Below are 23,710 nucleotides of genomic sequence, written 5' to 3'. Positions count from 1 at the left end.
AATACTAAAATTACATCCGTGAATATAAATACTGATTTAAAGAAACAAAATACTTATGACGCAATTGTCATAGGTTCTGGAATAAGTGGTGGATGGGCTGCTAAAGAACTTACACAAAAAGGTTTAAAAGTCTTAATGCTGGAACGTGGACAAAACATCGAGCACGTTAAAGATTACGAATCGGCAATGAAAGCTCCTTGGGAAATAGCTTATTGCGGAAAATTGACTGAAGAACAAAAAAGAACGCATCCTGTACAAACAAGAGATTATCCATACAGTCAAGCTAACGAAAGCTGGTGGGTAAACGATTTAGAATGTCCATACACTGAAGACAAACGTTTTGACTGGTACAGAGGATTTCACGTTGGTGGAAAATCATTAATGTGGGGACGTCAAAGCTATCGTTTCAGTGATCACAATTTCGAAGATAACCTGAAAGATGGTCATGGTAATGATTGGCCAATCCGATATAAAGATATTGCTCCATGGTATGATTATGTAGAAAAATTTGCCGGAATAAGCGGTCAAAATGAAAATTGGCCTTTATTACCTGACGGTCAATTTTTGCCTCCTATGGATATGAATTGTGTTGAAAAATCGGTAAAAGAACGTATTGAAAAACACTATAATAAATCGAGAATTTTGACTATTGGTCGTTCTGCAAATCTTACTGTGCCACATTTAGGCAGAGGAAATTGCCAGTACAGAAATTTATGCAGCAGAGGCTGTCCTTTTGGTGCTTATTTCAGTACACAATCTTCTACGTTACCGGCTGCAATGGCTACCAAAAAACTGACTGTTCGTCCTTATTCAATTGTAAATCATATTATTTATGATAAGGAAACCAAAAAAGCCAAAGGTGTAATGGTAATCGATTCTCAGACTAATGAAACAATGGAATTTTATGCCAAAATTGTTTTTGTAAATGGCTCCACATTGGGTTCAACATTTGTTTTATTGAATTCAACTTCTGAAGCGCATCCTAATGGATTGGGCAATGGTAGTGGACATTTAGGCCATAATTTAATGGATCATCATTTTAGATGTGGCGCTGAGGGAACTGTTGAAGGTTTTGAAGATAAATATACTTACGGTCGAAGACCAAATGGTATCTACATCCCAAGATATCAAAACTTTAAAGATGATAAGAGAGACTATTTACGTGGCTTCGGATATCAGGGTGCGGCAAGTAGAGGTCACTGGCATAAAGAAGTGGCCGAACTGGATTTTGGTGGAGATTTCAAAGATCTTTTATCAAAACCAGCGGATTCGTGGACTATGGGATTAGGAGCCTTTGGAGAAATGCTTCCTTATTACGAAAACAAAGTGTATATCGATCATTCTAAAAAAGACAAATGGGGACAACCCGTATTAGCTATAGATTGTGAATATAAAGAGAATGAAGCTAAAATGCGTGAAGATATGATGTATGACGCCGTAGAAATGCTTGAAGCAGCTGGTGTTAAAAATGTAAAAGCTTACGATAATGGTTGTTATCCTGGAATGACAATCCATGAAATGGGAACTGCCCGTATGGGGAATGATCCAAAAGAATCTGTATTGAATAAATGGAATCAAATGCATGAAGTAAGCAATGTATTTGTTACTGATGGATCTTGCATGCCTTCAAGTGCTTGCCAGAATCCTTCTTTAACTTATATGGCTTTAACGGCCAGAGCTTGCGATTATGCTGTTAAAGAATTGAAGAAGAAAAACATTTAGATTCAGGACATTCAGTTATGAGAAAATTAAAAATGGGAATGATTGGTGGTGGTAAAAATGCTTTTATTGGAGCAGTTCACCGAATAGCTGCCAACATGGACGGATTAATCGAATTGCATTGTGGAGCTTTTAGTTCCAATCCTGACGTATCTCTTGAATCGGGTAAAGAATTAGGTTTATCTGAAGATAAATGTTATGAATCTTATACTCAAATGATAGAAACAGAAGCAAAACTGGCTCCTGAAGATCGAATGGATTTCGTTTCGATAGTAACTCCAAATCATGCGCACTTTGCTCCTGCAATTTTAGCATTAGAAAATGGCTTCCACGTTGTTTTAGACAAGCCAATGACTTTGAGCTTACACGAAGCAAAACTATTAGCACAAAAAGTAAAAGAAACCGGACTTTATCTTTGTCTGACACATACCTACGCCGGTTATCCAATGGTTAAACAAGCCAGAAGTCTGGTAGCTGAAAATCATTTGGGAAAGATTCGGAAAATAATGGTCGAATATCCTCAAGGCTGGCTGAGTAGCGATTTTGAAAACAATGGAAACAAACAAGCCGCTTGGAGAACTGATCCTACCAAAAGTGGTATTAGTGGTTGTATGGGTGATATTGGAACTCATGCCGCTCATTTGGCTGAATACATTTCAGGATTAAAAATCACTCAAATTTGTGCTGATATTAATACTGTCGTCCCAAACAGAAGATTAGATGACGACGGAAATGTCTTGCTTAAATTCGACAATGGCGCTAACGGAATTTTAGTAGCCAGCCAAATTGCTGCTGGCGAAGAGAATAGCCTAAAAATAAAAGTCTATGGAGAAAAAGGCGGTTTAGAATGGCATCAAATGGAGCCTAATACCTTAACTGTAAAATGGCTGGACTCCCCTGCTCAATTATATCGCACCGGAAACGGCTATTTATCGCCTGAAGCAGCTTTTAATACACGAATTCCAAGCGGACATCCGGAAGGTTATCTGGAAGCCTTTGGAAATTTATACAAGAATTTTGCGCTTACTCTACAATCAAAACTAGAAAACAAAGAACCAACAGCATTTATGCTTGATTTTCCAAGTGTGGAAGAAGGTGTTAGAGGAATGGCTTTTATAGAAAATGTAATCGCTTCCGGAAAATCAACTCAAAAATGGACGGAATTCAAAATTTAAATTAAAAAAGTATGACCACAATACAAGGACCAGCAGTCTTTTTAGCTCAGTTTATTTCTGACGAAGCTCCATTTAATTCTTTGGAAGGAATTTGTCAATGGGCTGCCGATCTCGGTTTTAAAGGAATACAAATCCCAACTTTAGACACTCGCTTTATCGATTTGCAAAAAGCCGCAGAAAGCAAAACTTATGCTGATGAACTTACGGGAATTGTTGCTTCTTACGGATTAAAAATATCAGAACTTTCTACTCATTTGCAAGGTCAGTTAGTTGCTGTTCATCCTGCTTATGATGATTTTTTTGATGGATTTGCTCCAAAAAACTTGCGAGGAAATCCAAAAGCAAGGCAAGAATGGGCGGTTCAACAATTACATTATGCGGCAAAAGCTTCCCAGAATCTAGGTCTTAATGCCCACGCTACATTTAGCGGATCGTTACTTTGGCAATATTTTCATCCTTGGCCACAAAGACCGCCGGGTTTAATTGAAGAAGGTTTCAAAGAACTGGCTAATCGTTGGCTGCCAATCCTTAACGAATTTGATAAAAATGGTGTGGATGTTTGTTATGAAATTCACCCTGGAGAAGATTTGTTTGATGGCGAAACTTACGAAATGTTTCTCAAAGCGGTAAACAATCATGAGCGAGCCTGCTTACTTTATGATCCTTCACATTTCGTTTTACAGCAATTGGATTATATTCAATATATCGATTTTTATCACGAACGAATCAAAGCTTTCCACGTAAAAGATGCTGAGTTTAATCCAACAGGAAAGCAAGGTACTTTTGGAGGATACCAAAATTGGATAAATCGTGCAGGTCGTTATCGTTCTCCGGGAGATGGTCAAATTGATTTTAAAACCATCTTTAGCAAATTAGCGCAATACGATTATAAAGGCTGGGCAGTAATGGAATGGGAATGCTGTCTGAAAAACCAGGAAGATGGTGCTCGCGAGGGAGCCGAATTTATAAAAAAACATATTATCAAAGTAACTGATAAAGCCTTTGATGATTTTGCTGCTGTAGAAACGAACACGCAGCTTAATAGAAAAAATTTAGGACTTTAAATTATTAAATAGTATAAGATGAAATTATTTTTATTTATTGCGATAATAACTCTGAATGGATCAACCTCTTTTTCGAATTATCAAGCAATTCCAAATGTCTACACTGACATTCAAGACACTCAACACGCCGAAGCCGAGGCAATATTAAAAAAATTAGATTGTGCTACCTGCCACAAAATAGAAAAAAAAGTTGCGGGCCCTTCCTATTTGGATATTGCCAAAAAATATCCGCACAACGAGAAAAACATCAATTACTTATCGGATAAAATTATTAAAGGAGGTTCTGGAGTTTGGGGCGCCGTTCCTATGTTACCTCATGCGGCATTAAAAAAAGATGACGCGAAAAAAATTGCAAAATACATTCTCTCACTCAATAAATAAAATATACTCTATATGGATCAAGACTTCAATAAAAGTAAAGAACCTGAATCGAATGATCGCAGGGATTTCCTAAAAAAAGGAGTATTAGCTACTGCCGCTTTTATGATTATTCCCAGACATGTTATGGGAAGAGGATTTGTAGCGCCAAGTGACAAATTATTAATTGCCGGTATTGGTGTTGGTGGAAAAGGACAATCTGACCTTTCTAATTTTAACAGAAGCGGACTAGCAAATATTGCTTATTTGTGTGATGTTGATACCAGAAGAGCTGCTGACAGTGTAAAAGCGTATCCTAAAGCAAAATTCTACAAAGACTGGCGCGAAATGCTGGACAAAGAACATAAAAATTTTGATGCTGTTTCTGTTTCTACACCAGATCATAATCATGCTATTCAAGCCTTTTCGGCGATGCAGTTAGGAAAACACGTGTATGTGCAAAAACCAATGGCACACGATATTTACGAAGCGCATATGATGACGCAGGCAGCGGCAAGATATAAAGTTGTTACGCAGATGGGAAATCAGGGATCATCTAATGATGGTACCCGAATTTTAAAAGAATGGTATGAAGCTGATTTAATTGGTGATGTTCATACTGTTTATGCCTGGACTGACAGACCTGTATGGCCTCAGGGAATTCCATGGTCGACAGCAAAAACAGAAATACCAAAAGAACTCGATTGGGATTTATGGCTTGGTACTGCTCCCAACAAAAACTATGCTGACAAATTAGTGCCATTCAACTGGCGCGGTTGGTGGGATTACGGAACTGGAGCACTTGGAGATATGGGTTGCCATTTAATGGAAGCTCCGTTTTCGGTCTTAAATCTAAAATATGCCAAAGATGTGCAGTGTAGCGTTGGCTCTGTCTATGTTGATGAGTTTAGAAGAGGTTATTTCCCAGATAGTTGTCCGCCGTCAAGTCATGTAACATTAACTTTTCCAAAAACAAATAAAACCAAAGGCGATGTCAAAGTCCATTGGATGGATGGCGGTATTCAGCCTGAACGTCCAGAAGAATTAGGAGCCAATGAGATTTTTGGCGATGGCGGAAACGGTACTTTATTCATTGGAACAAAAGGAAAAATGATTTGTGACACTTATAGTGAAAATCCAAGATTATTGCCTTTATCTCGAAATGAAAATCTAAAAATAGCCGAAAAATACCCTCGAGTAAAAGATGGCGCCAACGGACATTATAAACAATGGGTTGAAGGCTGTATTGCGGGTTATGGAAAAAAAGAACTTAGTTCTCCTTTTGAAATCGCCGGTCCTCTAACCGAAGCATTGCTAATGGCAAATCTGGCTGTTAGAGGTTATGATTTACATAAGGAAGTATTAGGTGAAGATGTATATCCTGGGCGTTCCGTTAAATTACTTTGGGATAATGATGCCAAGAAAGTAACCAATGTAGACGATGTAAATCAATTTGTAAAACGTAATTATAGAGAAGGCTGGAAAAACCTAAGCTTTTAAATTTTAAATATTAAGAATCATGATAAAAATTATTACAACCGCAGTATTATTCGCATTTTTACAAACCGCTCATGCTCAAAAAGGTTTTAAACCAATTTTTGACGGAAAAACCACAGCAGGCTGGCATACTTACGGAAAAACTACTGCCAGTGCAGGCTGGAAAGTCGAAGACGGCGTTCTTCATTTTGATCCTGAAGCAGCAAAAAATGGTCAGGGAGGTGATTTAGTAACCGATGCAGAATATGAAAACTTTCACCTAAAATTAGATTGGAAAGTTGCTCCAAATGCAAATAGCGGTATCATTTTTTATGTTAATGATAATCCAACAAAATATAAAAACACTTACGAAACGGGTCTCGAAATGCAAGTTTTAGACAATGATGGTCACTCTGACGGAAAAATCACAAAACACCGCGCAGGAGATTTGTATGATTTAATTCAAAGTAAATCGGAGCCAGTTAAGCCTGTTGGCGAATGGAATACTGCTGAAGTTGTTTGCAAAAACGGAAAACTGACTTTAGTATTAAACGGCGTTATCATAGTTGAAACAGTACTTTGGGATGATAACTTTAAAGCGTTAGTTGCCGGAAGTAAATTTGCTGGCTGGCCAGGTTTTGGAACTTTCAAAAAAGGTCATATTGCATTACAAGATCACGGCAATAATGTATGGTACCGTAATATTTCTATTAAAGAATGGAATACTATGGAAACTACTACAGGCTGTAAATAATTGCTCCAAAACACTATAACCAAAAAACCAACCATATTTTATGAATACAACAATCCGCATTAAATTATCTGTCATGATGTTTCTGGAATTCTTTATCTGGGGCGCATGGTTTGTTACCCTTGGTACTTTTCTGGGAAACAATTTAAAAGCTTCAGGATCTGAAACTGCAGCTGTTTTTTCTACACAATCCTGGGGAGCTATTATAGCGCCTTTTATCATTGGTTTAATTGCAGATCGCTATTTTAATGCAGAGAAAATTCTAGGCTTTTTACATTTGGCTGGAGCCTTTTTAATGTATCAAATGTATCAGTCGACAGATATCGGATTGTTTTATATCTATGTATTGAGTTATATGGTATTGTATATGCCAACATTGGCTTTAGTAAACTCCGTAGCTTTTAACCAAATGAAAGATCCCGAAAAAGAGTTTGCCAACATTCGAGTTTGGGGAACAATAGGTTGGATTTTAGCCGGTTTAGTAATCAGCTTTTTATTTCACTGGGATTCTGCAGAAGCTGTTTCTAACGGATTACTTAAAAACACTTTTCTTTTGGCTGGAATTGCGGCTTTGATTTTAGGATTATTGAGTTTTACATTGCCAAAAACACCTCCAAAAGTTAGTACCGAAAAAGTTAAAATTGCTGACATTATTGGTCTTGATGCGTTAAAGCTTTTAAAAGATAAAAATTTCCTCATCTTTTTTATTTCCTCAATTTTGATTTGTATTCCGTTGGCTTTTTATTATCAAAATGCACACCCTTTCCTAACTAATGCCGGAGTCGAAAATCCGACAGGAAAAATGGCAATTGGGCAAATCTCTGAAGCTGTATTTTTATTATTTATTCCTGTCTTTTTTGCCCGTTTTGGATTTAAGAAAACCATTTTGGTCGGAATGCTTGCTTGGGCAATTCGATATGTTTTGTTTGCCTACGGAAATGGTGGCGATTTAAGTTTCATGCTCATTACCGGAATTGCTTTGCACGGAATATGCTATGATTTTTTCTTTGTTTCAGGACAAATTTATACCAATTCAAAAGCTGGAGAAAAATATAAAAGTGCCGCTCAGGGTTTGATAACATTAGCAACTTATGGTATCGGAATGTTGATTGGCTTTGCAGTTGCAGGTTGGATTACGGATAATTACAAAACTGTCGAAGGAGCAATCAACTGGTTGATCGTTTGGATTATCCCAGCCGGAATCGCCTTCGCTGTATTCCTGATTTTTGCTCTTCTGTTTCAAGATAAAAACAAACTGGCAAATGAAATTTAAGCATTAAAAAAACAAAAGTAATGAGTGCAAATTTTGATAGAAGAACTGCGATAAAAGGTATCCTTGCCGGAACTGTGGCTTTTGCAATCCCACACGATTTATTAGCTTTGGGCAATCCTCAGGAAGAACTTCAATTAAATACAACTATTTTGAAAGGAAAAATTAATCATTCTGTAGCTCGTTGGTGCTTTAGTGATTTTGATATCGAAACACTTTGCCAGGAAGCTACAAAAATTGGAATTACCGGAATTGATCTGGTTGGGCCCAAAGAATGGCCAATACTACAGAAATACAATCTTGTTTCGACCATGTGTAATGGTGCCGAATTAAACCTTGTGGATGGTTTCAATGATCTGAAATTTCATGAACAACTGATCAAAAATTATATAGAAATGATTCCGCTAGTTGCGAAAGCAGGCTACAAAAATCTGATTTGCTTTAGTGGAAACAGAAGAGGAAAAACCGATGAAGAAGGCTGGAATAATTGTGTAATTGGTCTTCAAAAATTAATTCCGTTAGCCGAGAAACATAAAATAACGTTGGTTATGGAATTGCTGAACAGTAAAATTGATCACAAAGATTATCAATGTGACAAAACCTCTTGGGGTGTAGAATTAGCAAAACGAATCAATTCGGAAAATTTTAAACTGCTCTATGATATTTACCATATGCAAATTGATGAAGGCGATGTAATCAGAACAATCCGCGAAAATCATAAATACATTACACACTATCATACTGGCGGAGTTCCGGGACGTAATGAAATTGATGAAACACAAGAACTCAATTATATCGCGATAATGAAAGCTATTGCCGATACTGGTTTTACAGGTTTCGTTGGACAAGAATTTATTCCGAAACAAAAAAACAAAATAGCTTCTTTAAAAAAAGCAATTGAGATTTGTGATATTTAAAAAAAACTAAAAACTATGATAAAGAGAAGAGATTTCTTAATTACTAGCGGTTTGGCTTTAGGTGCAGTAGCAATTGCTCCTTCACTTGCATTTTCGGCTAAGCCAAAAAATATCGGACTTCAATTGTATACGTTGAGAGATGATTTTTCTAAAAACGTAAAAGGAGTTTTAGAGCATGTGGCTAAGTCAGGATATAAAGAAGTGGAAACTTATGGATATTCAGGCAAAGATGGCTTTTTTGGCACTTCTTCAAAAGATTTCAAAAAAATAATGAACGATAATGGACTAAAAGCGCCAAGCGGACATTATGATTTTAATTCTTTTATAAAAGACAACAATGCTGATTTTCTTAAAGCTTGTATTGAATGTGCTAAACAACTTGAAAGCGAGTATATTACTGTTCCTTATTTAGATGAAAATTTAAGACATGATTTAGATGGTTTTAAACGAGTTGCTCAAAAAATAAATGAAGCAGCCGTTTTATGCAAACAATCAGGTTTGAAATTGGCTTATCATAATCATGATTTTGAATTTAAAAAGTTTGGAGATAAAACAGGATATGATATTCTATTACAAGAAACTGATAAAAAATTAGTCGATTTTGAATTGGATCTATACTGGGCAGTTCGTTCTGGAAATGATCCGTTAGCATTGTTTAAGGCTAATCCCGGCCGATTTACAATGTGGCATGTAAAAGATATGGATAAATCTAAAGCTGAGTGGAATACCGAAATTGGCGACGGAAGCATCGACTTTAAAACCATTTTTGCACAAGCTAAATTATCTGGTATGAAACATTTTTTTGTCGAACAAGAAACTAATTATTCGCCAAATCCAGCAGAATCAATTAAAACAAGCTGCGATTATGTTACTAAGCAATTAATTTAAATGTAATTTCTAAAACTGCTTTTAGAAAATATTGAAAACAAATTTTATATATTATAAATTAAAAAAAGCTTTTCTAATTAGTTAGAAAAGCTTTTTTTCTCTAAAGATAAAGAGCCGGTTTTAGTAGCCGCCTCCACCGCCGCCTCCACCGCCGCCATCGCTTCCGCCAGGGTTTTCAGTAATAAGTTGTCCTCTTATTTCTCCCGCTGTAAAAGCCTCGGTGTGTAAGTTTACATAATAATTATTTGCCAAAAGATCCGTTTCTTGTGCTGCAGTCAGTACAGGACTTGTGTAACTAATAGGCGATGCTATATCGGTAAACGGAAATATTATAGCTCCATTAGTACCAGCGGCACCTTTGTGTATATGTCCCATAGTTGGTGTTAATCCGGAATAATTCACATTGAGCGTGAAAATTTTTGTGGTTTTGTTATAACTCAATGTTGCAGTTCCTGTTGCGGTTGAAGCATTTGCAGGTACTTCACTTGCGCCACTTAAAGTCGCATTAAAGGTAACAATAACAGGCTTGGGTGGCGTTGGGTTGTCGTCGTTATTACTGGAGCACGAAACTCCAATAAAAAACAAACATACGATTACTGAGAAATTTAATAGTGATTTCATAATTTGTATATTTTTTAGATTAATAAAAAGATTAAAAAAACTATTGATTATATAGTTATGCTATTTTTCATCAAGGATCAAATCCAGATTAATAGAAACATCTTCTGCTACTTTACTTTTTACAACGCTTGGTATTTTGATATTAAAATCTTGAGCCTTAACTATTAGATTATTTGAGACGTATACTTTTCCTTCCTTTGATATGAGACTAATTTTGGTTTTAATTTTTTTGGTTACACCATGTATAGTCAAATCTCCTTCTAAATCATATTTTTGAGAACTGCTTAATTTTGAAGCATCAAAATTTGTTATTCTTCCTTTAAAAGTTGCCTTTGGATATTGCGAAGATTCCATATAATTTTCATTAAAATGTTCCTCCATCAAAGGAATTTTAAATTTGAAAGCTTTTACCAGAGCCAAAACAGCAATTTCGCCATTCGACTCATCCAAAATTGCAGAAACCGAATTATTTACAGCCGCAACAGGATCAAATGAAGGCACCGAAGCTTCAAATTTTATTTGTCCTGTTCGCGTCATCATTTTTTGGGCAAATAGCATATTTCCCAAAAAAATAAATACTATTAAAAATGTTAGTCTTTTCATAAGTTTCGCTTATTCTTCTACAAATCCGTTTGCTACCCAAAGTTTTATTAAATCAATATCTGTTTGAGGAAGGCTTCCTCCCTGCGGCATTCTAATGCCACAATCTTCAGATTCAATCCTACAAACCAAATTGGCATTAAGACAGGCATTTTTTACTCCTTCATACGTTTCCAGATTAGGATATTGAATTGCTCCGTAATGGCAACTCAGGCAATTATGTTCTATAATATGTTCTATATTGGCCTCATAAGTTGGATTTCCGGCTGGTCTTCCTATTTCACTATAGGTGTTAGATTCACAAGAAACTATGAATATGCTGCATAGTGCTATTAAAAATATTCTTATTTTTTTCATCGAAATATTTTATTAATTTTAAAAGACTCTATATAAATTAAATCCAAAATAAATACCTCCTCCATTCCATTTCCCAGTCGCATTAGAGAATACATACACGTCATTCATAGTCTGACAGTTTGAGAAAACCATCTGAAAAATATGTCCGCCGGTGTCAATATCCAATCCTACCGTAAGCAAATTATGATACACCTCATTTTCCGGTGCATCAATTCGTGGCGCATATTCGAGATTCATACTTAACCTTTTTGTGAATTTATATCTTCCGCCAAGTCCCACCACAAACTGATCTTTTCTTTCAGTGGTTTCATCATACAGATTTTTGTGAATATAAATTGGAGCTATTTCGAGGGTAATCGCATCTGAAAATTTTCTTGAAACCAGTAATTGTGTGGTAAAAGCCAATCGATTATTAAATTTTAAATAAGGATATTGATCTGTACTTAAATTGGTATTAACATCCATCGTATTATAGCCAACAATAGATACCGGAAAACCGTTTTCTTCCTGATTTTTAAGCCTGTACTTTGCGGTTAATTCATAAATCTTATTGTTTGTTTGTCTCGATGCTCCTAGTGACAACCAATCTGTCAATCCGTAAATGGCTCCTAATTTGGTGTAAGCATCATCTAATCCAAAAAAGTTATCAAAACCCTGGGTCAAATCACCAAAGCGATGCGATATTAATATATACCATTCGCCTTTGGCAGTTAGTTTTGTCGATTGCATGTTGCAAATCTGGAGCCCTTTGAAACCTAAAGTTTCTATTTGTTTTTCTTTAGATTTTACAGTGTCCAATTCCTTTAACAAATCATCCTGTGCTGCTAAATGACCAATAACCGAAAGAAAAAATGCTAAGGATAAAAATAATTTTACGTTCATTTAATTAATTTTTGATTATAAAACATTGGTCTAATTTTAATTCACCCATTAAATCATCATAACCTACAACTCTGCCTTTTACAGTTACTATTTGGTCTTTTTTAATTGATAAATCCTGATTATTAAAACTACAGATAACAGTACCGTCGAGAATTACTTCTTTCCCTTTCAAAGCGGTTATTTTACCTTTAATTGCGACTGCTTTTTCAAGATATTTTTTATTTGCCGCCTCTATATCTCCCAAAAATTCTGATGTAATAAAAGCCGAACTAACCGTGAAATTTGTTTTTTCGGTGGTTAAATTTCTGGCTCCTCCATGCATTATATAATTGTAAGAACCAAATGCTATCACGCCAATTGCTACGACGATTATTAAAATAATAAGTATGATTTTTTTATTCATTTTTTGTACTTTTTACTATCAGGATTTATCAATTTCGGACTACTTTAATTACTGTAAAATGGTAGCCGTTTACATTGCAAGTGGAATATCTTTTACTGGTACTGGCCATACTCCCGGACTAGGAAAACTAATACCCTTATTTGCACCTCTAACGCCTGCATCTTGTCCAAAATAATACAAAGGCCAGCCATTGTAAGTCAATTGAGATTTACCAAATACTGTAATGACACTAAATTTTGATTTGTCAAGAATAGAAGGAACTACAATTTTATCTGTCTCATAGATTGGCCAAACACCATTGTTTGAAAAATCTGCACTTGTAAAATTGTTTTTATTGAAATTATCATTTTTGAAAGTATACAATGTTAGACCTTTAGCATCGGTAAAATAAGTCGTTGCGCCATCGCCTACCGTATAATCAGATTTGTAGTTTTTACCATCATGTCCTACTAACTGACTACTTACGATCATGATAGAATAATCCGGTTTAGCAATAAACCAAGTGCCATTAACGCCATCTCCTGTAGTTTTACCTGCAGGTTCAGGTGTGTTTACACCTCCATACCCATCGCCACTGGTAACCGGCGAGTAGTAATATAAGGGCCAGCCTTTGTAGGTTAATTGTTTTTTGCTGGATGAAGTAGTTATGGTAGCAAAATCTGAAAATGACAATCCAGCGCCTAATTTATCTGCTGTTAAATTATCTACAAAAAAAGGTGGCCATGCAGCTTCACATCCTCCTGTACAAGAAGATTGTCCGTTGGCGTCTGTTGCGAAAAAATATAAAGACCTTCCGTCTTTATCTGAAAGATAAGAACCTAATGTTGCGCTGTTAGAAAGATTAACTTCCATTTTTGTTTCCTGGGTTGGAGGAACTGGATTTGGATTGTCACTATTATCACTGCTACAGCTTACGAAAAATGTTGTTGCTACAATAGCAACCAAAACGAACTTACTTAGTTTTAATTTCATGGTTTATTTTTTAGATTGATATTGATAAGAAAGAATTCTATGCTTTACAGAATATGTAAAGTCTTTGCTTGATCATAATTTGTATTATGAGCTGTCATAGAAAAAATAGCTCTGATGGTGTTTTAAAGGAATCATTTTTTTTCTTTTAATAGGATTCCATAGTAAAACAGCCTTGAAGTAGATTACCCTACCAAAGAATTATTATTTTATAAAAAAAAATAAAAAAGAGAGAAAAAGACTTTTTACAACCTTGCCTAAATAGTCTTAGAATGAAACCCTAAAACTCATGTTTGGAGTTCTTTGCAATGCAAATGTTTCAACTTCTTCTATAGAATTGGTGAGAGAACTAATTCTATAATATTCGCTGATTTCATTTTTCCTGTTTAAGACATTCAAAATGGACACTCCTACTTTATACTGAATTCCTTTTTCAGTGTCCCACTTATAAGTAGACGAGAAATTAACCTGCGAAAAAAAATCTAAATTGGTATTATTCGGAGTATTATAAATCAGTGTTGGATTTGAAACGTCTATAAGAGAGCTTTTAGGAGAAGTTTTTGGTCTGCCCGAAGATAATTTTGTTCCCAAAGCAATTTTGAAATTATTTTTCTCAAAAATTCCGGCCCACGAAACTGTATGCATTAGCTCAAAGTTGTTCGGGAAAATTGGATATTGGTAATTGGAAAAATTATAATTGTTATGATTATAAGTATAGCTTAACCAAGTCAGAAAATGATTCATTTTCTTCTGAACCAGAATTTCTGTTCCCCAAACTTCATAGTCACCAGTGGTTTTCACAAACTCTAACTGATTCTGAAAACCTTGACTAGAGGTTGTAATTCCTTCTACTTTCTTGTAAAAATTCTCAATATCTAATAACCAGTCATTTTTTTTGTAGAATAAATTTAAAGATAGCTGCTTACTTTTCTGAATCGGAATGGTGGTATTATTGGAGATAATCCAGCGTCTTTTTTCAATACCAAAATAATCTTTTTGCAAATCGATGATTTGTTGCGAGTTTTGACTTTTTAACTCGCCCAACAATTCTAAAATTAAACTTTTGCTAAGACCATAACTAAACTGAACTCGTGGTTCAACAATATATTTTTTAAACTTTTCAATATAATTAATACGCGTACCAGCCTTAAAATATATTCGGGAAAGTGTATCGTTATATTTTCCTTCCAAAATTAAGGCATGAGTTCTCAACACATCTTTAACTTTTCGATAAAAATCTGGATTCGTTACATCCTCTAAGTTCGTAATACCTGTTTCATTAAACTGATATCCGTCATTAAAACTAAATCTGGAACTGATGATATGATTATTCTCTAAGTTAATTCCATTATTATTAACTGTGTTTTCCTGAATCACGATTTGATTTTCATTGGTCGTTTTTTGCTTGGCTAAAAGTTCATACGCTGAAGTATAAACATTGATTTTCGTAGTATTGAAACTATTCCAATTTCTCTTCCAAGACAAATTTCCACCGTAATTCTGTTGACGTAAAACATTATCTTCCGATTTATATATGTTGTTACCCATCGCACTTTGAAATACTTCCAGATTGTCTTTGATGGTAATTAAATCGAGGATTATTTGGTCTTTACTTCCTATTTTTTGACCATATTTTAATGTTGCGTCGTAGAAACCAAATTTTTTGTCACTTTCATAATCAACATTTTGGTTTTGCAAAAAATCTTTAATTGTAGTGTTCTGAAAAATTTTGTCGAAATATTCTTTGTAAGTAGGTGTTTCTACAAAATCAGTAATCGATTTTCGTGCTGAAATTTCGATATAACTTTTTTTCGAAAGATTATACTTCCCATAAACATCAGCATTAATCATATTGATTCCTGCGCTAAATGAATTCTTTTCTGCCGTTTCCGGAGTCGACGAAATAGCGACTACACTGGAAACACTTTCCCCAAAAAATGCAGAACTTCCGTTTTTATAAATCGAAATGGTATGCGCCAAATTGGGATTAAAAACCGATATTAAACCAAAAAAATGTCCCGTTTGGTACATTCGTATTCCATTCCACAAAAATAAATTCTGGTCGTGCGTACCGCCACGAACATTAATGCTTGAAACACTTTCATCAATACTGTTTACGCCGGGAATTTGCTGCATGGTTTGCAATGCATCAGGCTCAATAAGCCCAGGTAAAATACCGAATTTCTTAGGTTTAATTTCAAATGAACCATCCTTGTTTTTAGAAATTCCGGAAGCCAAAATAGCGTTGGTTTTAATTTCTGCAAGTGCTGTAATTTCAGGTTCTAATTGTATTTGAAGACAATTTTTAGAGTCGGAATTGGGTAGCGCAATTCGTTTGCTTATAAATCCGACGTGACTAATCAGGATGCTTGTTTCGTTTTCTTTTTTAAACTCAAAATAACCGTTTGAGTTAGTTGAAGCCAGTGTTTTATTGGGCAAACTAATATTGGCATTCCCAATTGGTTTGTTGTCTGAATTAGAAAAAACGTATCCGCAAACGATCAGTGAATCTTTCTCTTTTTTATAAATATTGATGAATTTATTATCAATATTTTCAAAAGACAAATTTGTTTTCTTTGAAAGATATTCTAGTTTTTGCTCTAAGGAAAGTGACTTTTTGGGTGGTATTAATTGAACGTCTTCAACATTATTTTCTGTATAATTAAAATTTACATGATGTTGCTGCTCCATTTCCATCATTATGTTTTTCAGTGGCACAGCTTCGCCTTTGTCCTGAGCAAAAGCACTTAGGGCAAGGAAAAACAGGAAAAACAAAAAATGAAATTGTTTGGGGAGCAACATTTACTTTCCGTCAAAAATTATTTTATTTTTTGAAACTTTATTCGCCTTCAAATGATAAGTTGTGCTAATAATCTGCAAAGCAACATTTAAGTCTTTAGCGGGTAATTTTCCTGTAAACAAGGAGGTTGTATCTTTTGAATTTAATTCAATTGAAATATTATATTGTCTCTCAACTTCGTCTAAAATGCTTCTGATATCTTCTTTATAAAAACATATTTGATCGTCAATCCATTCCGGTTTTAAAGACGTTACGTTTATGTTAGCTTGCTTACCGTTTTCGAAACTAACACTTTGTCCGTGCGTTAATAAAATTTGAGTATTGGCATAATTTACTTTTACACGCCCTTCGTAACACACAACATCAAACCTGTTTTTTCTTGCTTTAACATCAAACTGGGTTCCTAAAACCGTTACTTTCCCCAGACTGGTTTGTACTTCAAATTTTCGGCCTTTCGCTACTCTAAAATAAGCTTCACCTTTTAGTTCGAGATGTCTGTGATTGTCCCAATTCCATTTTTTATAGTTTATTTCTGAGCCCGAGTTTAGGACAACTTCTGAATTATCCGGTAATGAAAAACTGGTTTTCTCTCCAAAATTCGCCGTTTGTGTTTCAGGTATAAAAAATTTCAAAACAAACATAACTCCAAGAGCTAAAACAAAGACCGCTACAGCTCTAAACATCCATGTTTTATATAACGGAACCACTTTTGGAGTCGCTTTTTTCTGTTTTAGAACGTTAGAAAGCATAGTATTTTCATCCAGATCGCCTACTTCTAAATGATCCGTATAGTTTTTTATTTTTTGGTATTTTTCAAAATCGGGGCTTGCTTTAAACTCGGCTAATTCATCTTCTGACAAATCATTGTTAAGCCATTTGGCTAATAATTGATCCTTTTTCATTGTACTGCTATTATTACATTAAAACAATTAAAACTAATTTTACCCTACTTTTATAAGTCAATTTCTTTGCGTAAGCTAAGTAACGCCAAATGAATACGTTTTTCGACCGCTTTTACGCTTATATTCAATTCCAAGGCTATTTCGCTATATTTTTTTTTATCAATTCGGTGCATCAAAAAAGCAACACGCTGCTTTTCGTTTAAGTTTTCAATGGCTTTCAAAAGTTTGTCCTGAAACTGTTTTTCTTCCAGAATATATTCCGGATTTTCATTTGTTTTATCTAAACCCGAAAAGTTTTTTTCATATCTCAAAACAACTTTTTTATGTGCTATTTCGTTTAAACTACTATTGTTTGCGATAGTATAAATATATGATTTTGCTTTTTCCAAAGGTACCGAAGAACAATTTTGCCAAAGCTTTACAAATGCTTCCTGCGCCAAATCTTCTGCCTGATCTATATTGCCAAATTTGTAAAAAAGAAAATTCCGAAGTGCTTTTATCTGACTTTTGAAGAAAGACGAAAAAATTATTTCGTCGCAAGTATTTGATTCGTTTTTAACTGACATTTCGTTTTTTGGATTTTACAATGTAAAAGTATTTGTTTTTAGTTTAAGTAGGGTAAACACAAAGCTGATTGTTATATACCAATATGAAATGGAATTTCTTATATTAATTTTAAATATAAAAAATTAAAATTGAAATTCTTGATAGCGAATTTATTAAAAAACAGCTTCTTAAATTTTATTACATTTGTAAAAATATAAATATGTTCCCTTTAAAAAAATATTTATCGATAGTGATTATCTTGTTTTTATTCTCTTGTCAAAATGAAATTGATGAGCAGGATAATAATAACACACAAGGAACAGTCACAAATGCTTCTCCGCTTACAACTTACTTGCAAAGGGTTGCAATGGTTCCAACGGTGCAGGACAATATAATCGACGGTTCTACTTATTGCACTATAAAACTTCCGTATACGGTTACTGTTAATAGTGCCAAAATTGCATTGAATACAACTGCCGATTATCAAAAAGTTTTAGATAATATCAACGCAAGTTCTACTGATGATGATATTGTAAAAATAGATTTTCCTGTAACGATGGTTTACTACAATTACATCGAAAAACTAATTCCGAATGAAGCCGATTTTGATTCCTTAATCGATTATTGGAATAAATATCCGGATCTTTTATCCAAAATCAACGGACTAAATATCAATTATCCAATCACAATTAATATTTATAATAGCGGCAATCAAATTGCAAGTTCTCAATCGATTATAAGCGATCAGGCCTTTTTTACTTTTATAAAAAACTTAAACAATAGTCAGTATATTTCGTTACAATATCCAATTTCGATTGCAGATTACAACGGTCAAATAAAATCAATTACGAATAATCTAGAGTTCGAAAATGCCATAAAATATGCAATTGATTATTGTCCGGAAAACAATATTGTAACATTGGATTTTACAGCAACAATAACAAAAGGAACCTGGGAAATTCCTTATTACTTTGCCGATTCAGATAAAACAAGTTCTTACAGCGGCTATTCATTTGTCTTTAAAAGCGATAAATCTATAGTTGCTACAAAAGGAGGAGTTTCAGAAACAGGTCAATGGGAAACTACAACACAAAGCGGCTCTAAAGAATTAAAATTGAATTTTAACTCCGCTTTACTTAGTAAGTTAAATAACAATTGGAAGTTGTTTGAGTTTAACAACTCGCAAATCAGATTACGTGACGTAAGCAATAGCACAAATTATCTTTATTTTGAAAAATACTAAACTTTACTTCTGCTCTTTTCTATAGTATCAAGAACGTGGTTTAGCTAAATTTCGATCATACATAATAATCGTTCCCGCAACAGCCACGTTTAAACTTTTCTCCGATTTGAATTTTACTAAATGATGGCATTTATCCATTGCATATTTAGATAAACCATGATCCTCTGCGCCTAATAAATACACGCAGCGTCTTGGATGCTCAAAAGTTTCTAAATCTGCAGCTTTATCAGATAATTCAACACCTACTAACCTTGCTCCCTTTGGCAAATTTTCATAAAAAGCTTCAAAAGTTTCATAATGAAAGTAAGGAATTGCTTTTACAGCATCGTGAGTGTCACAAGCTTGTTTGGCATAGCGATTTCCAATAGTAAATATAAAAGTAGCACCTAAATTTTGGGCAGAACGCCATAAAACACCCAAATTTTCTGGTGTTTTACCATTTTGTATTCCTATTCCAAAATATTCGTTTGTAAAATTATCATTCATAGGCGCAAAAGTACAAACTGTAAGCACATAAATCAATTTTTTATTCAGAGGTAATTGAGAGCTGAGATTGGTTTGCTTATAGTTATTTCTATAGATTATGAAATTTTAGTAGAATTATTTTTTACTCAAAATAGTAAAGCAAAATTTCAGTGAAACATTTTTTGCTGAGAATAATTATATCTTTATAAAATAAAAATTAACTAAGCCACAAAACGAATTAGCAAAAATGAAACCAACGAAAATAAGCTTTCTTACCCTTTTCTTATTATTTCAACTAACCGTAAATGCCCAATCTGTCTATCAACCTGTAAAAGAGTTAGCGCAAAGACGCGTACCGTGGTTGTCTGAAAGAACATCATTTTTATCCATCCCAAAAGAAAACGGAAAGGATCTATTTATACTTCAAACAAAAAACAAAAACCTCGTTATATCGGCATCTAGTGCCAGTGCTGCCGCCAAAGGACTTGGTTATTATCTTAAAAATTATTGTCATCGTTCGATGTCGCACATGGGCGATAATCTTTCTGCTGTTAATCAATTTCCTGTAATTAATGAACCTGTAAAAATTACATCGAATGCAGATATCCGATTTGCTCTTAATTACTGCACCATCAATTATACAATGAGTTTTTATGGCTGGAAAGATTGGGAACATGAACTGGATTGGATGGCTTTGAATGGTGTAAACTTAGTTCTGGCGCCTATTGGAGCTGAAGCGGTTTGGCAAAATACATTGCGAAAATTAGGATATAGCGAAAAAGAAATTCTGCAATTTATTGCTGGTCCGGCGTTTTCGGCCTGGTGGCTCATGGGTAATTTAGAAGGTTGGGGCGGTCCGGTCACTCAGGGAATTATTGATCAACAAACAAATTTGCAAAAAAAGATACTGGCAAGAATGAGAACCTTTGGCATGCAACCAGTAATGCAGGGTTTTTACGGAATGGTGCCTTCTAATCTAAAAGATAAAGGAATAGATGTAATAGAACAAGGAAAATGGGCTGGCGGTTTTCAGCGTCCGGCATTTCTTAAACCTGATGATAACTTTAAAAAAATAGCTGACATTTATTATAATGAAATGATCAAGTTGTACGGCAACGATTTGCATTATTTCTCCGGAGATCCTTTTCACGAAGGTGGAAAATCAGAAAATATCAATGTCGCAGATTATGGAAAATTGGTGCAAACCGAAATGCAAAAACATTTCCCTGAAAGTACATGGGTTTTGATGGGATGGCAAAATAATCCTTCTACACAAATTTTATCAAAACTAGACAAGTCTAAAGTATTGGTACAAGAATTATTTGGTGAAAACACAAATAATTGGTTTACCCGAAAAGGATATGAGAACACACCATTTATCTGGTGTACGGTAACCAATTTTGGAGAAAAAAGCGGAATGTACGGAAAGCTCCAACGTTTTGCCGACGAAGTATACCGCGCAAATAATAGCGAATATGCATCTGTAATGAAAGGCGTGGGTATTATGCCAGAAGGGATACACAACAATCCGGCAGTTTATGATTTGGTTTTGGATCTTGCGTGGCATCAGGAAAAAGTGCAAACCAAAGATTGGATAAAATCGTTTGTTGATGCACGATACGGAAAATCAAACGAAAAAATATATCAGGCCTGGGAGATTTTTTTACAGACCATTTACTCCAGTTTTGAAAAATCACAAGAAGGTCCATCTGAATCTGTTTTTTGTGCGAGACCTTCCTTAAAAGTAGGCAGCGTTTCTTCGTGGGGAACAAGAGAGAGAAATTACGATACGGAAAAATTTAAAGAAGGTGTAAAACTTTTTATAGCTGCTTCAGATGAAATGAACGATAGCAATACGTACCAAATTGATAAGGTAGATTTTATGCGTCAGGTTTTGTCCAATATGGGCGAAAATGTCTATAAAGATATGGTAACAGCTTTTGAACAAAAAAATATAGAACAGTTCTCAAAACAATCGTCATTGTTTTTATCGATGATTAAAATGCAGGATTCTTTATTGAGTTCTAATGAACATTTTCAACTTTATTCATGGCTGAAACAAGCTCGTGATTTCGGCAAAACTCCAAGCGAAAAAGAACTTGCCTTAAAGAATGCAAAAATGCAGATTACGTTTTGGGGACCTAATAATCCTGACACCGATCTTCATGAATATGCAAACAAAGAATGGAGCGGCTTAATGAGTAGTTTTTATTTACCAAGATGGGAATTATTTGTAACCAAATCACTTGCCGAATTAAAAGGCGACGCCTCTATTCCAGATCCTGATTATTTTGCATTTGAACAAAATTGGTGTAATAAATCTGATATGTATCAACCTGTGAAAATTTCAAAAATGCAACAGAATCAAATTATAAAAGAAATACTTAAATAATTTTTATCAATTAAATTGAATTAAAAGGAATGAGTGTAATGCTCATTCCTTTTCTTTTTAAAACTCTTTGCAAACCAACATATTATAGAGTGTCTCTTCATGGCATATTTCTTGAAAAATACTATTGAATTATAAATCACTAAACCTAAATATCATGAAAGTTACTTATTACGGACATTCCTGTTTTTCGGTCTACGCCAATGGAAAACACATTCTTTTTGATCCTTTTATTACGCCAAACGAATTAGCCAAAGAGGTTGATGTCGATGCAATAAAAGCAGATTATATCTTTATTTCTCACGCGCATTACGATCATATTCTCGATGTTGAGCGAATTGCAAAAAATACCGGAGCAAAAGTTTTAGGCAATTTCGAAATCTATAACTGGTTATTAAAAAACGGAATAGAAAACGCGCATCCAATCAATCCGGGAGGAAAATTTAATTTTGATTTTGGAACGGTAAAATGCGTTGTAGCGCAACATCCAAGCAGTTTTATTGACGGAACTTATGGCGGAATTGCCTGCGGTTTTGTATTAACTACTTCTGATGGAAATTTCTATTACAGCGGCGATACTGCATTAACTCTTGACATGCAGCTTATTCCTAAATTCACAAAACTTGATTTTGCCGTTTTCCCAATTGGCGACGGACTTACCATGGGAATTGAAGAAGCAATTGAAGCTTCAAAACTAGTTGGTGTCACTAAAATTTTAGGTGTTCATTATGATACATTCGGCTTCATTGTTATGGATCATCAAAAAGCGATGAATGATTTCAAAAGTGCCGGACTTGAACTTTTCTTACCTAAAATAAACAGTACAATCGATTTATGATTTTAGCTGCTCTTTTACAATGATATTTCGTTAAAACTTCTTTTTTAGCGAAATATCACTGAATAATTATTATTGAAAATGATCACTTTTAAAATTTTTCAAAAAAAAAGGAATAGGTGCTGAAACTATTCCTTTAGACGCAAAAAACTTCCTCTTACTACTGAGGTCAGATTTGATTATGCGTATTTTATAAAATTGGATATGTATTTTGAAGTAAGTTCCGGAAATTGATGCTGCGGCGCATGCCCGGTTCCAGAATAAACGATCATTTGAGCATTTGCCATTTGATTAATAAACGGATACCAGTTATCTACAGCAAAACTAATATCGTGATCTCCCATAATAATCAAAATTGGAGTTTTGGTCTTTTTAATTTGTTCTCTAAAATTTAAAATATCTTCTCTAAATCCATCGCCACCACCAAAATACAATTGAAAAACATCCATTGTTGAAGGGATCTTCGCTATTTCGATTTTTTTGTGAATTCTGTCGTGCGAGGCTTTTGCTGCAAAACGGCTCGACTCAGATTTTGGTTCGAAGAACAACACAATTTCGTCCTCAAAATCATTTAATGTTTTTAACGCTGCATCAAAAAATGCCTGCTCAATTGGAATCTCATTTTGCCCTGGCGGATTTGTACCAACTAAAACCGCATGTGTCACAAGGTTAGGATACAACAATGTCGCAGCCTGCGCTACCAAACCTCCATAAGACCAGCCTAAAACTACAACAGAATCTAACTTCAAAAAATCTGCAAGATCTTTCACATCTTTCGCCACTATCGTAACATCAGGAGCCAAACTTCCTGTAGAAGAACCAATTCCGGAATAATCAAACACAATAACATTAAACTTTTCAGCCAACATTGCTACAAACAAAGGATCCCAAGTATCGAGAATTCCTCTAAAACGATTCACAAAAATTATTGCCTTTCCCTTTCCATAAGAACGATAAGCAATTTTACGATCACCTAGATCGGCAAATCGTGTTTCTGCATCATAGATTTTTTTCATAATTATAATTTAAAGATTAGAATCAATAGTTACTTGAAACTGAGGCAGGCAAAGATTAAACCAAA

General features: G+C 34.6%; 23 protein-coding genes. 12 read left to right on the top strand and 11 right to left on the bottom strand.

All coding sequences use genetic code 11. The annotated features are described in order from the left end of the window. Window positions 1-18: 18 nt before the first annotated feature. The 9 genes from BD847_RS16315 to BD847_RS16275 are packed head-to-tail and all read left to right on the top strand — an operon-like array spanning window position 19 to window position 9,617. The gene (locus tag BD847_RS16315) at window positions 19-1,722 is read left to right on the top strand and encodes a GMC oxidoreductase (protein ID WP_115889324.1); all 1,704 of its coding nucleotides are present in this window, start codon (window positions 19-21) and stop codon (window positions 1,720-1,722) included. Window positions 1,723-1,739: 17 nt separating this feature from the next. Beyond that, on the top strand, window positions 1,740-2,894 hold the full coding sequence (locus BD847_RS16310) for a Gfo/Idh/MocA family protein (RefSeq protein ID WP_244201626.1): 1,155 nt from the start codon (window positions 1,740-1,742) through the stop codon (window positions 2,892-2,894). Window positions 2,895-2,905: 11 nt separating this feature from the next. Further along, window positions 2,906-3,958, top strand: coding sequence for a sugar phosphate isomerase/epimerase family protein (locus BD847_RS16305; protein ID WP_115889323.1), 1,053 nt, complete (start codon window positions 2,906-2,908; stop codon window positions 3,956-3,958). Window positions 3,959-3,976: 18 nt separating this feature from the next. Then, entirely contained in the window at window positions 3,977-4,339 is a 363-nt protein-coding gene (locus BD847_RS16300; protein ID WP_115889322.1) for a c-type cytochrome, read from the top strand. A 12-nt stretch (window positions 4,340-4,351) separates the two neighbouring features. Then, complete coding sequence (locus BD847_RS16295) at window positions 4,352-5,815, top strand: Gfo/Idh/MocA family protein (protein ID WP_115889321.1); 1,464 nt, start codon at window positions 4,352-4,354, stop codon at window positions 5,813-5,815. A 19-nt stretch (window positions 5,816-5,834) separates the two neighbouring features. Beyond that, window positions 5,835-6,545 (top strand): 3-keto-disaccharide hydrolase, encoded by a 711-nt coding sequence (locus tag BD847_RS16290; RefSeq protein WP_115889320.1) that lies wholly within the window; start codon window positions 5,835-5,837, stop codon window positions 6,543-6,545. A gap of 40 nt (window positions 6,546-6,585) precedes the next feature. Then, on the top strand, window positions 6,586-7,815 hold the full coding sequence (locus BD847_RS16285; protein ID WP_115889319.1) for a nucleoside permease: 1,230 nt from the start codon (window positions 6,586-6,588) through the stop codon (window positions 7,813-7,815). Between the two features lie 20 nt (window positions 7,816-7,835). Then, the gene (locus tag BD847_RS16280; protein WP_115889318.1) at window positions 7,836-8,729 is read left to right on the top strand and encodes a hydroxypyruvate isomerase family protein; all 894 of its coding nucleotides are present in this window, start codon (window positions 7,836-7,838) and stop codon (window positions 8,727-8,729) included. Window positions 8,730-8,744: 15 nt separating this feature from the next. Next, window positions 8,745-9,617 (top strand): sugar phosphate isomerase/epimerase family protein, encoded by an 873-nt coding sequence (locus tag BD847_RS16275; RefSeq protein WP_115889317.1) that lies wholly within the window; start codon window positions 8,745-8,747, stop codon window positions 9,615-9,617. Between the two features lie 120 nt (window positions 9,618-9,737). Here BD847_RS16275 and BD847_RS16270 read toward each other — a convergent pair whose 3' ends face one another. The 9 genes from BD847_RS16270 to BD847_RS16230 form a co-directional block, all read right to left on the bottom strand. After that, window positions 9,738-10,238 (bottom strand): CHRD domain-containing protein, encoded by a 501-nt coding sequence (locus tag BD847_RS16270; RefSeq protein WP_115889316.1) that lies wholly within the window; start codon window positions 10,236-10,238, stop codon window positions 9,738-9,740. A 60-nt stretch (window positions 10,239-10,298) separates the two neighbouring features. After that, a complete protein-coding gene (locus BD847_RS16265; RefSeq protein WP_244201625.1) occupies window positions 10,299-10,778 on the bottom strand; it encodes a YceI family protein in 480 nt (159 codons plus the stop codon). Window positions 10,779-10,850: 72 nt separating this feature from the next. Beyond that, on the bottom strand, window positions 10,851-11,195 hold the full coding sequence (locus BD847_RS16260) for a hypothetical protein (protein WP_115889314.1): 345 nt from the start codon (window positions 11,193-11,195) through the stop codon (window positions 10,851-10,853). A gap of 18 nt (window positions 11,196-11,213) precedes the next feature. Next, the gene (locus tag BD847_RS16255) at window positions 11,214-12,077 is read right to left on the bottom strand and encodes a DUF5777 family beta-barrel protein (RefSeq protein ID WP_115889313.1); all 864 of its coding nucleotides are present in this window, start codon (window positions 12,075-12,077) and stop codon (window positions 11,214-11,216) included. A 4-nt stretch (window positions 12,078-12,081) separates the two neighbouring features. Further along, a complete protein-coding gene (locus tag BD847_RS16250) occupies window positions 12,082-12,480 on the bottom strand; it encodes an OB-fold protein (RefSeq protein WP_115889312.1) in 399 nt (132 codons plus the stop codon). Window positions 12,481-12,549: 69 nt separating this feature from the next. After that, window positions 12,550-13,452 (bottom strand): COG4315 family predicted lipoprotein, encoded by a 903-nt coding sequence (locus tag BD847_RS16245; protein ID WP_115889311.1) that lies wholly within the window; start codon window positions 13,450-13,452, stop codon window positions 12,550-12,552. A gap of 264 nt (window positions 13,453-13,716) precedes the next feature. Continuing rightward, the gene (locus BD847_RS16240; protein WP_115889310.1) at window positions 13,717-16,251 is read right to left on the bottom strand and encodes a carboxypeptidase-like regulatory domain-containing protein; all 2,535 of its coding nucleotides are present in this window, start codon (window positions 16,249-16,251) and stop codon (window positions 13,717-13,719) included. Continuing rightward, window positions 16,252-17,151 carry a FecR family protein gene (locus BD847_RS16235; RefSeq protein ID WP_115889309.1) on the bottom strand — a complete coding sequence of 300 codons (900 nt, stop codon included), beginning with the start codon at window positions 17,149-17,151 and terminating at the stop codon, window positions 16,252-16,254. A 50-nt stretch (window positions 17,152-17,201) separates the two neighbouring features. Then, a complete protein-coding gene (locus BD847_RS16230; RefSeq protein ID WP_115889308.1) occupies window positions 17,202-17,717 on the bottom strand; it encodes an RNA polymerase sigma factor in 516 nt (171 codons plus the stop codon). A gap of 200 nt (window positions 17,718-17,917) precedes the next feature. Between BD847_RS16230 and BD847_RS16225 the strand changes: the two genes are divergently transcribed. Further along, window positions 17,918-18,940: a hypothetical protein gene (locus tag BD847_RS16225; RefSeq protein ID WP_115889307.1), complete on the top strand. Its 1,023-nt coding sequence runs from the start codon at window positions 17,918-17,920 to the stop codon at window positions 18,938-18,940. A gap of 27 nt (window positions 18,941-18,967) precedes the next feature. On the opposite strand, the gene BD847_RS16220 is transcribed toward BD847_RS16225, so the two are convergent. After that, on the bottom strand, window positions 18,968-19,426 hold the full coding sequence (locus tag BD847_RS16220) for an RNA methyltransferase (RefSeq protein WP_115889306.1): 459 nt from the start codon (window positions 19,424-19,426) through the stop codon (window positions 18,968-18,970). Window positions 19,427-19,652: 226 nt separating this feature from the next. Here BD847_RS16220 and BD847_RS16215 point away from each other — a divergent pair, with 226 nt between their 5' ends. Continuing rightward, window positions 19,653-21,797: an alpha-N-acetylglucosaminidase gene (locus BD847_RS16215; RefSeq protein WP_115889305.1), complete on the top strand. Its 2,145-nt coding sequence runs from the start codon at window positions 19,653-19,655 to the stop codon at window positions 21,795-21,797. Window positions 21,798-21,951: 154 nt separating this feature from the next. Beyond that, window positions 21,952-22,632 (top strand): metal-dependent hydrolase, encoded by a 681-nt coding sequence (locus BD847_RS16210; protein WP_115889304.1) that lies wholly within the window; start codon window positions 21,952-21,954, stop codon window positions 22,630-22,632. Between the two features lie 176 nt (window positions 22,633-22,808). Here the strand turns inward: BD847_RS16210 and BD847_RS16205 are convergent, their stop codons facing one another. After that, the gene (locus BD847_RS16205) at window positions 22,809-23,645 is read right to left on the bottom strand and encodes an alpha/beta fold hydrolase (protein WP_115889303.1); all 837 of its coding nucleotides are present in this window, start codon (window positions 23,643-23,645) and stop codon (window positions 22,809-22,811) included. Window positions 23,646-23,710 lie beyond the last annotated feature (65 nt).

The organism is Flavobacterium cutihirudinis (assembly GCF_003385895.1).
In the GTDB taxonomy this organism is placed as follows: domain Bacteria; phylum Bacteroidota; class Bacteroidia; order Flavobacteriales; family Flavobacteriaceae; genus Flavobacterium; species Flavobacterium cutihirudinis.
The sequence above is the reverse complement of the archived record's forward strand: the minus strand, read 5'-3'. Positions and strand labels throughout refer to the sequence as shown.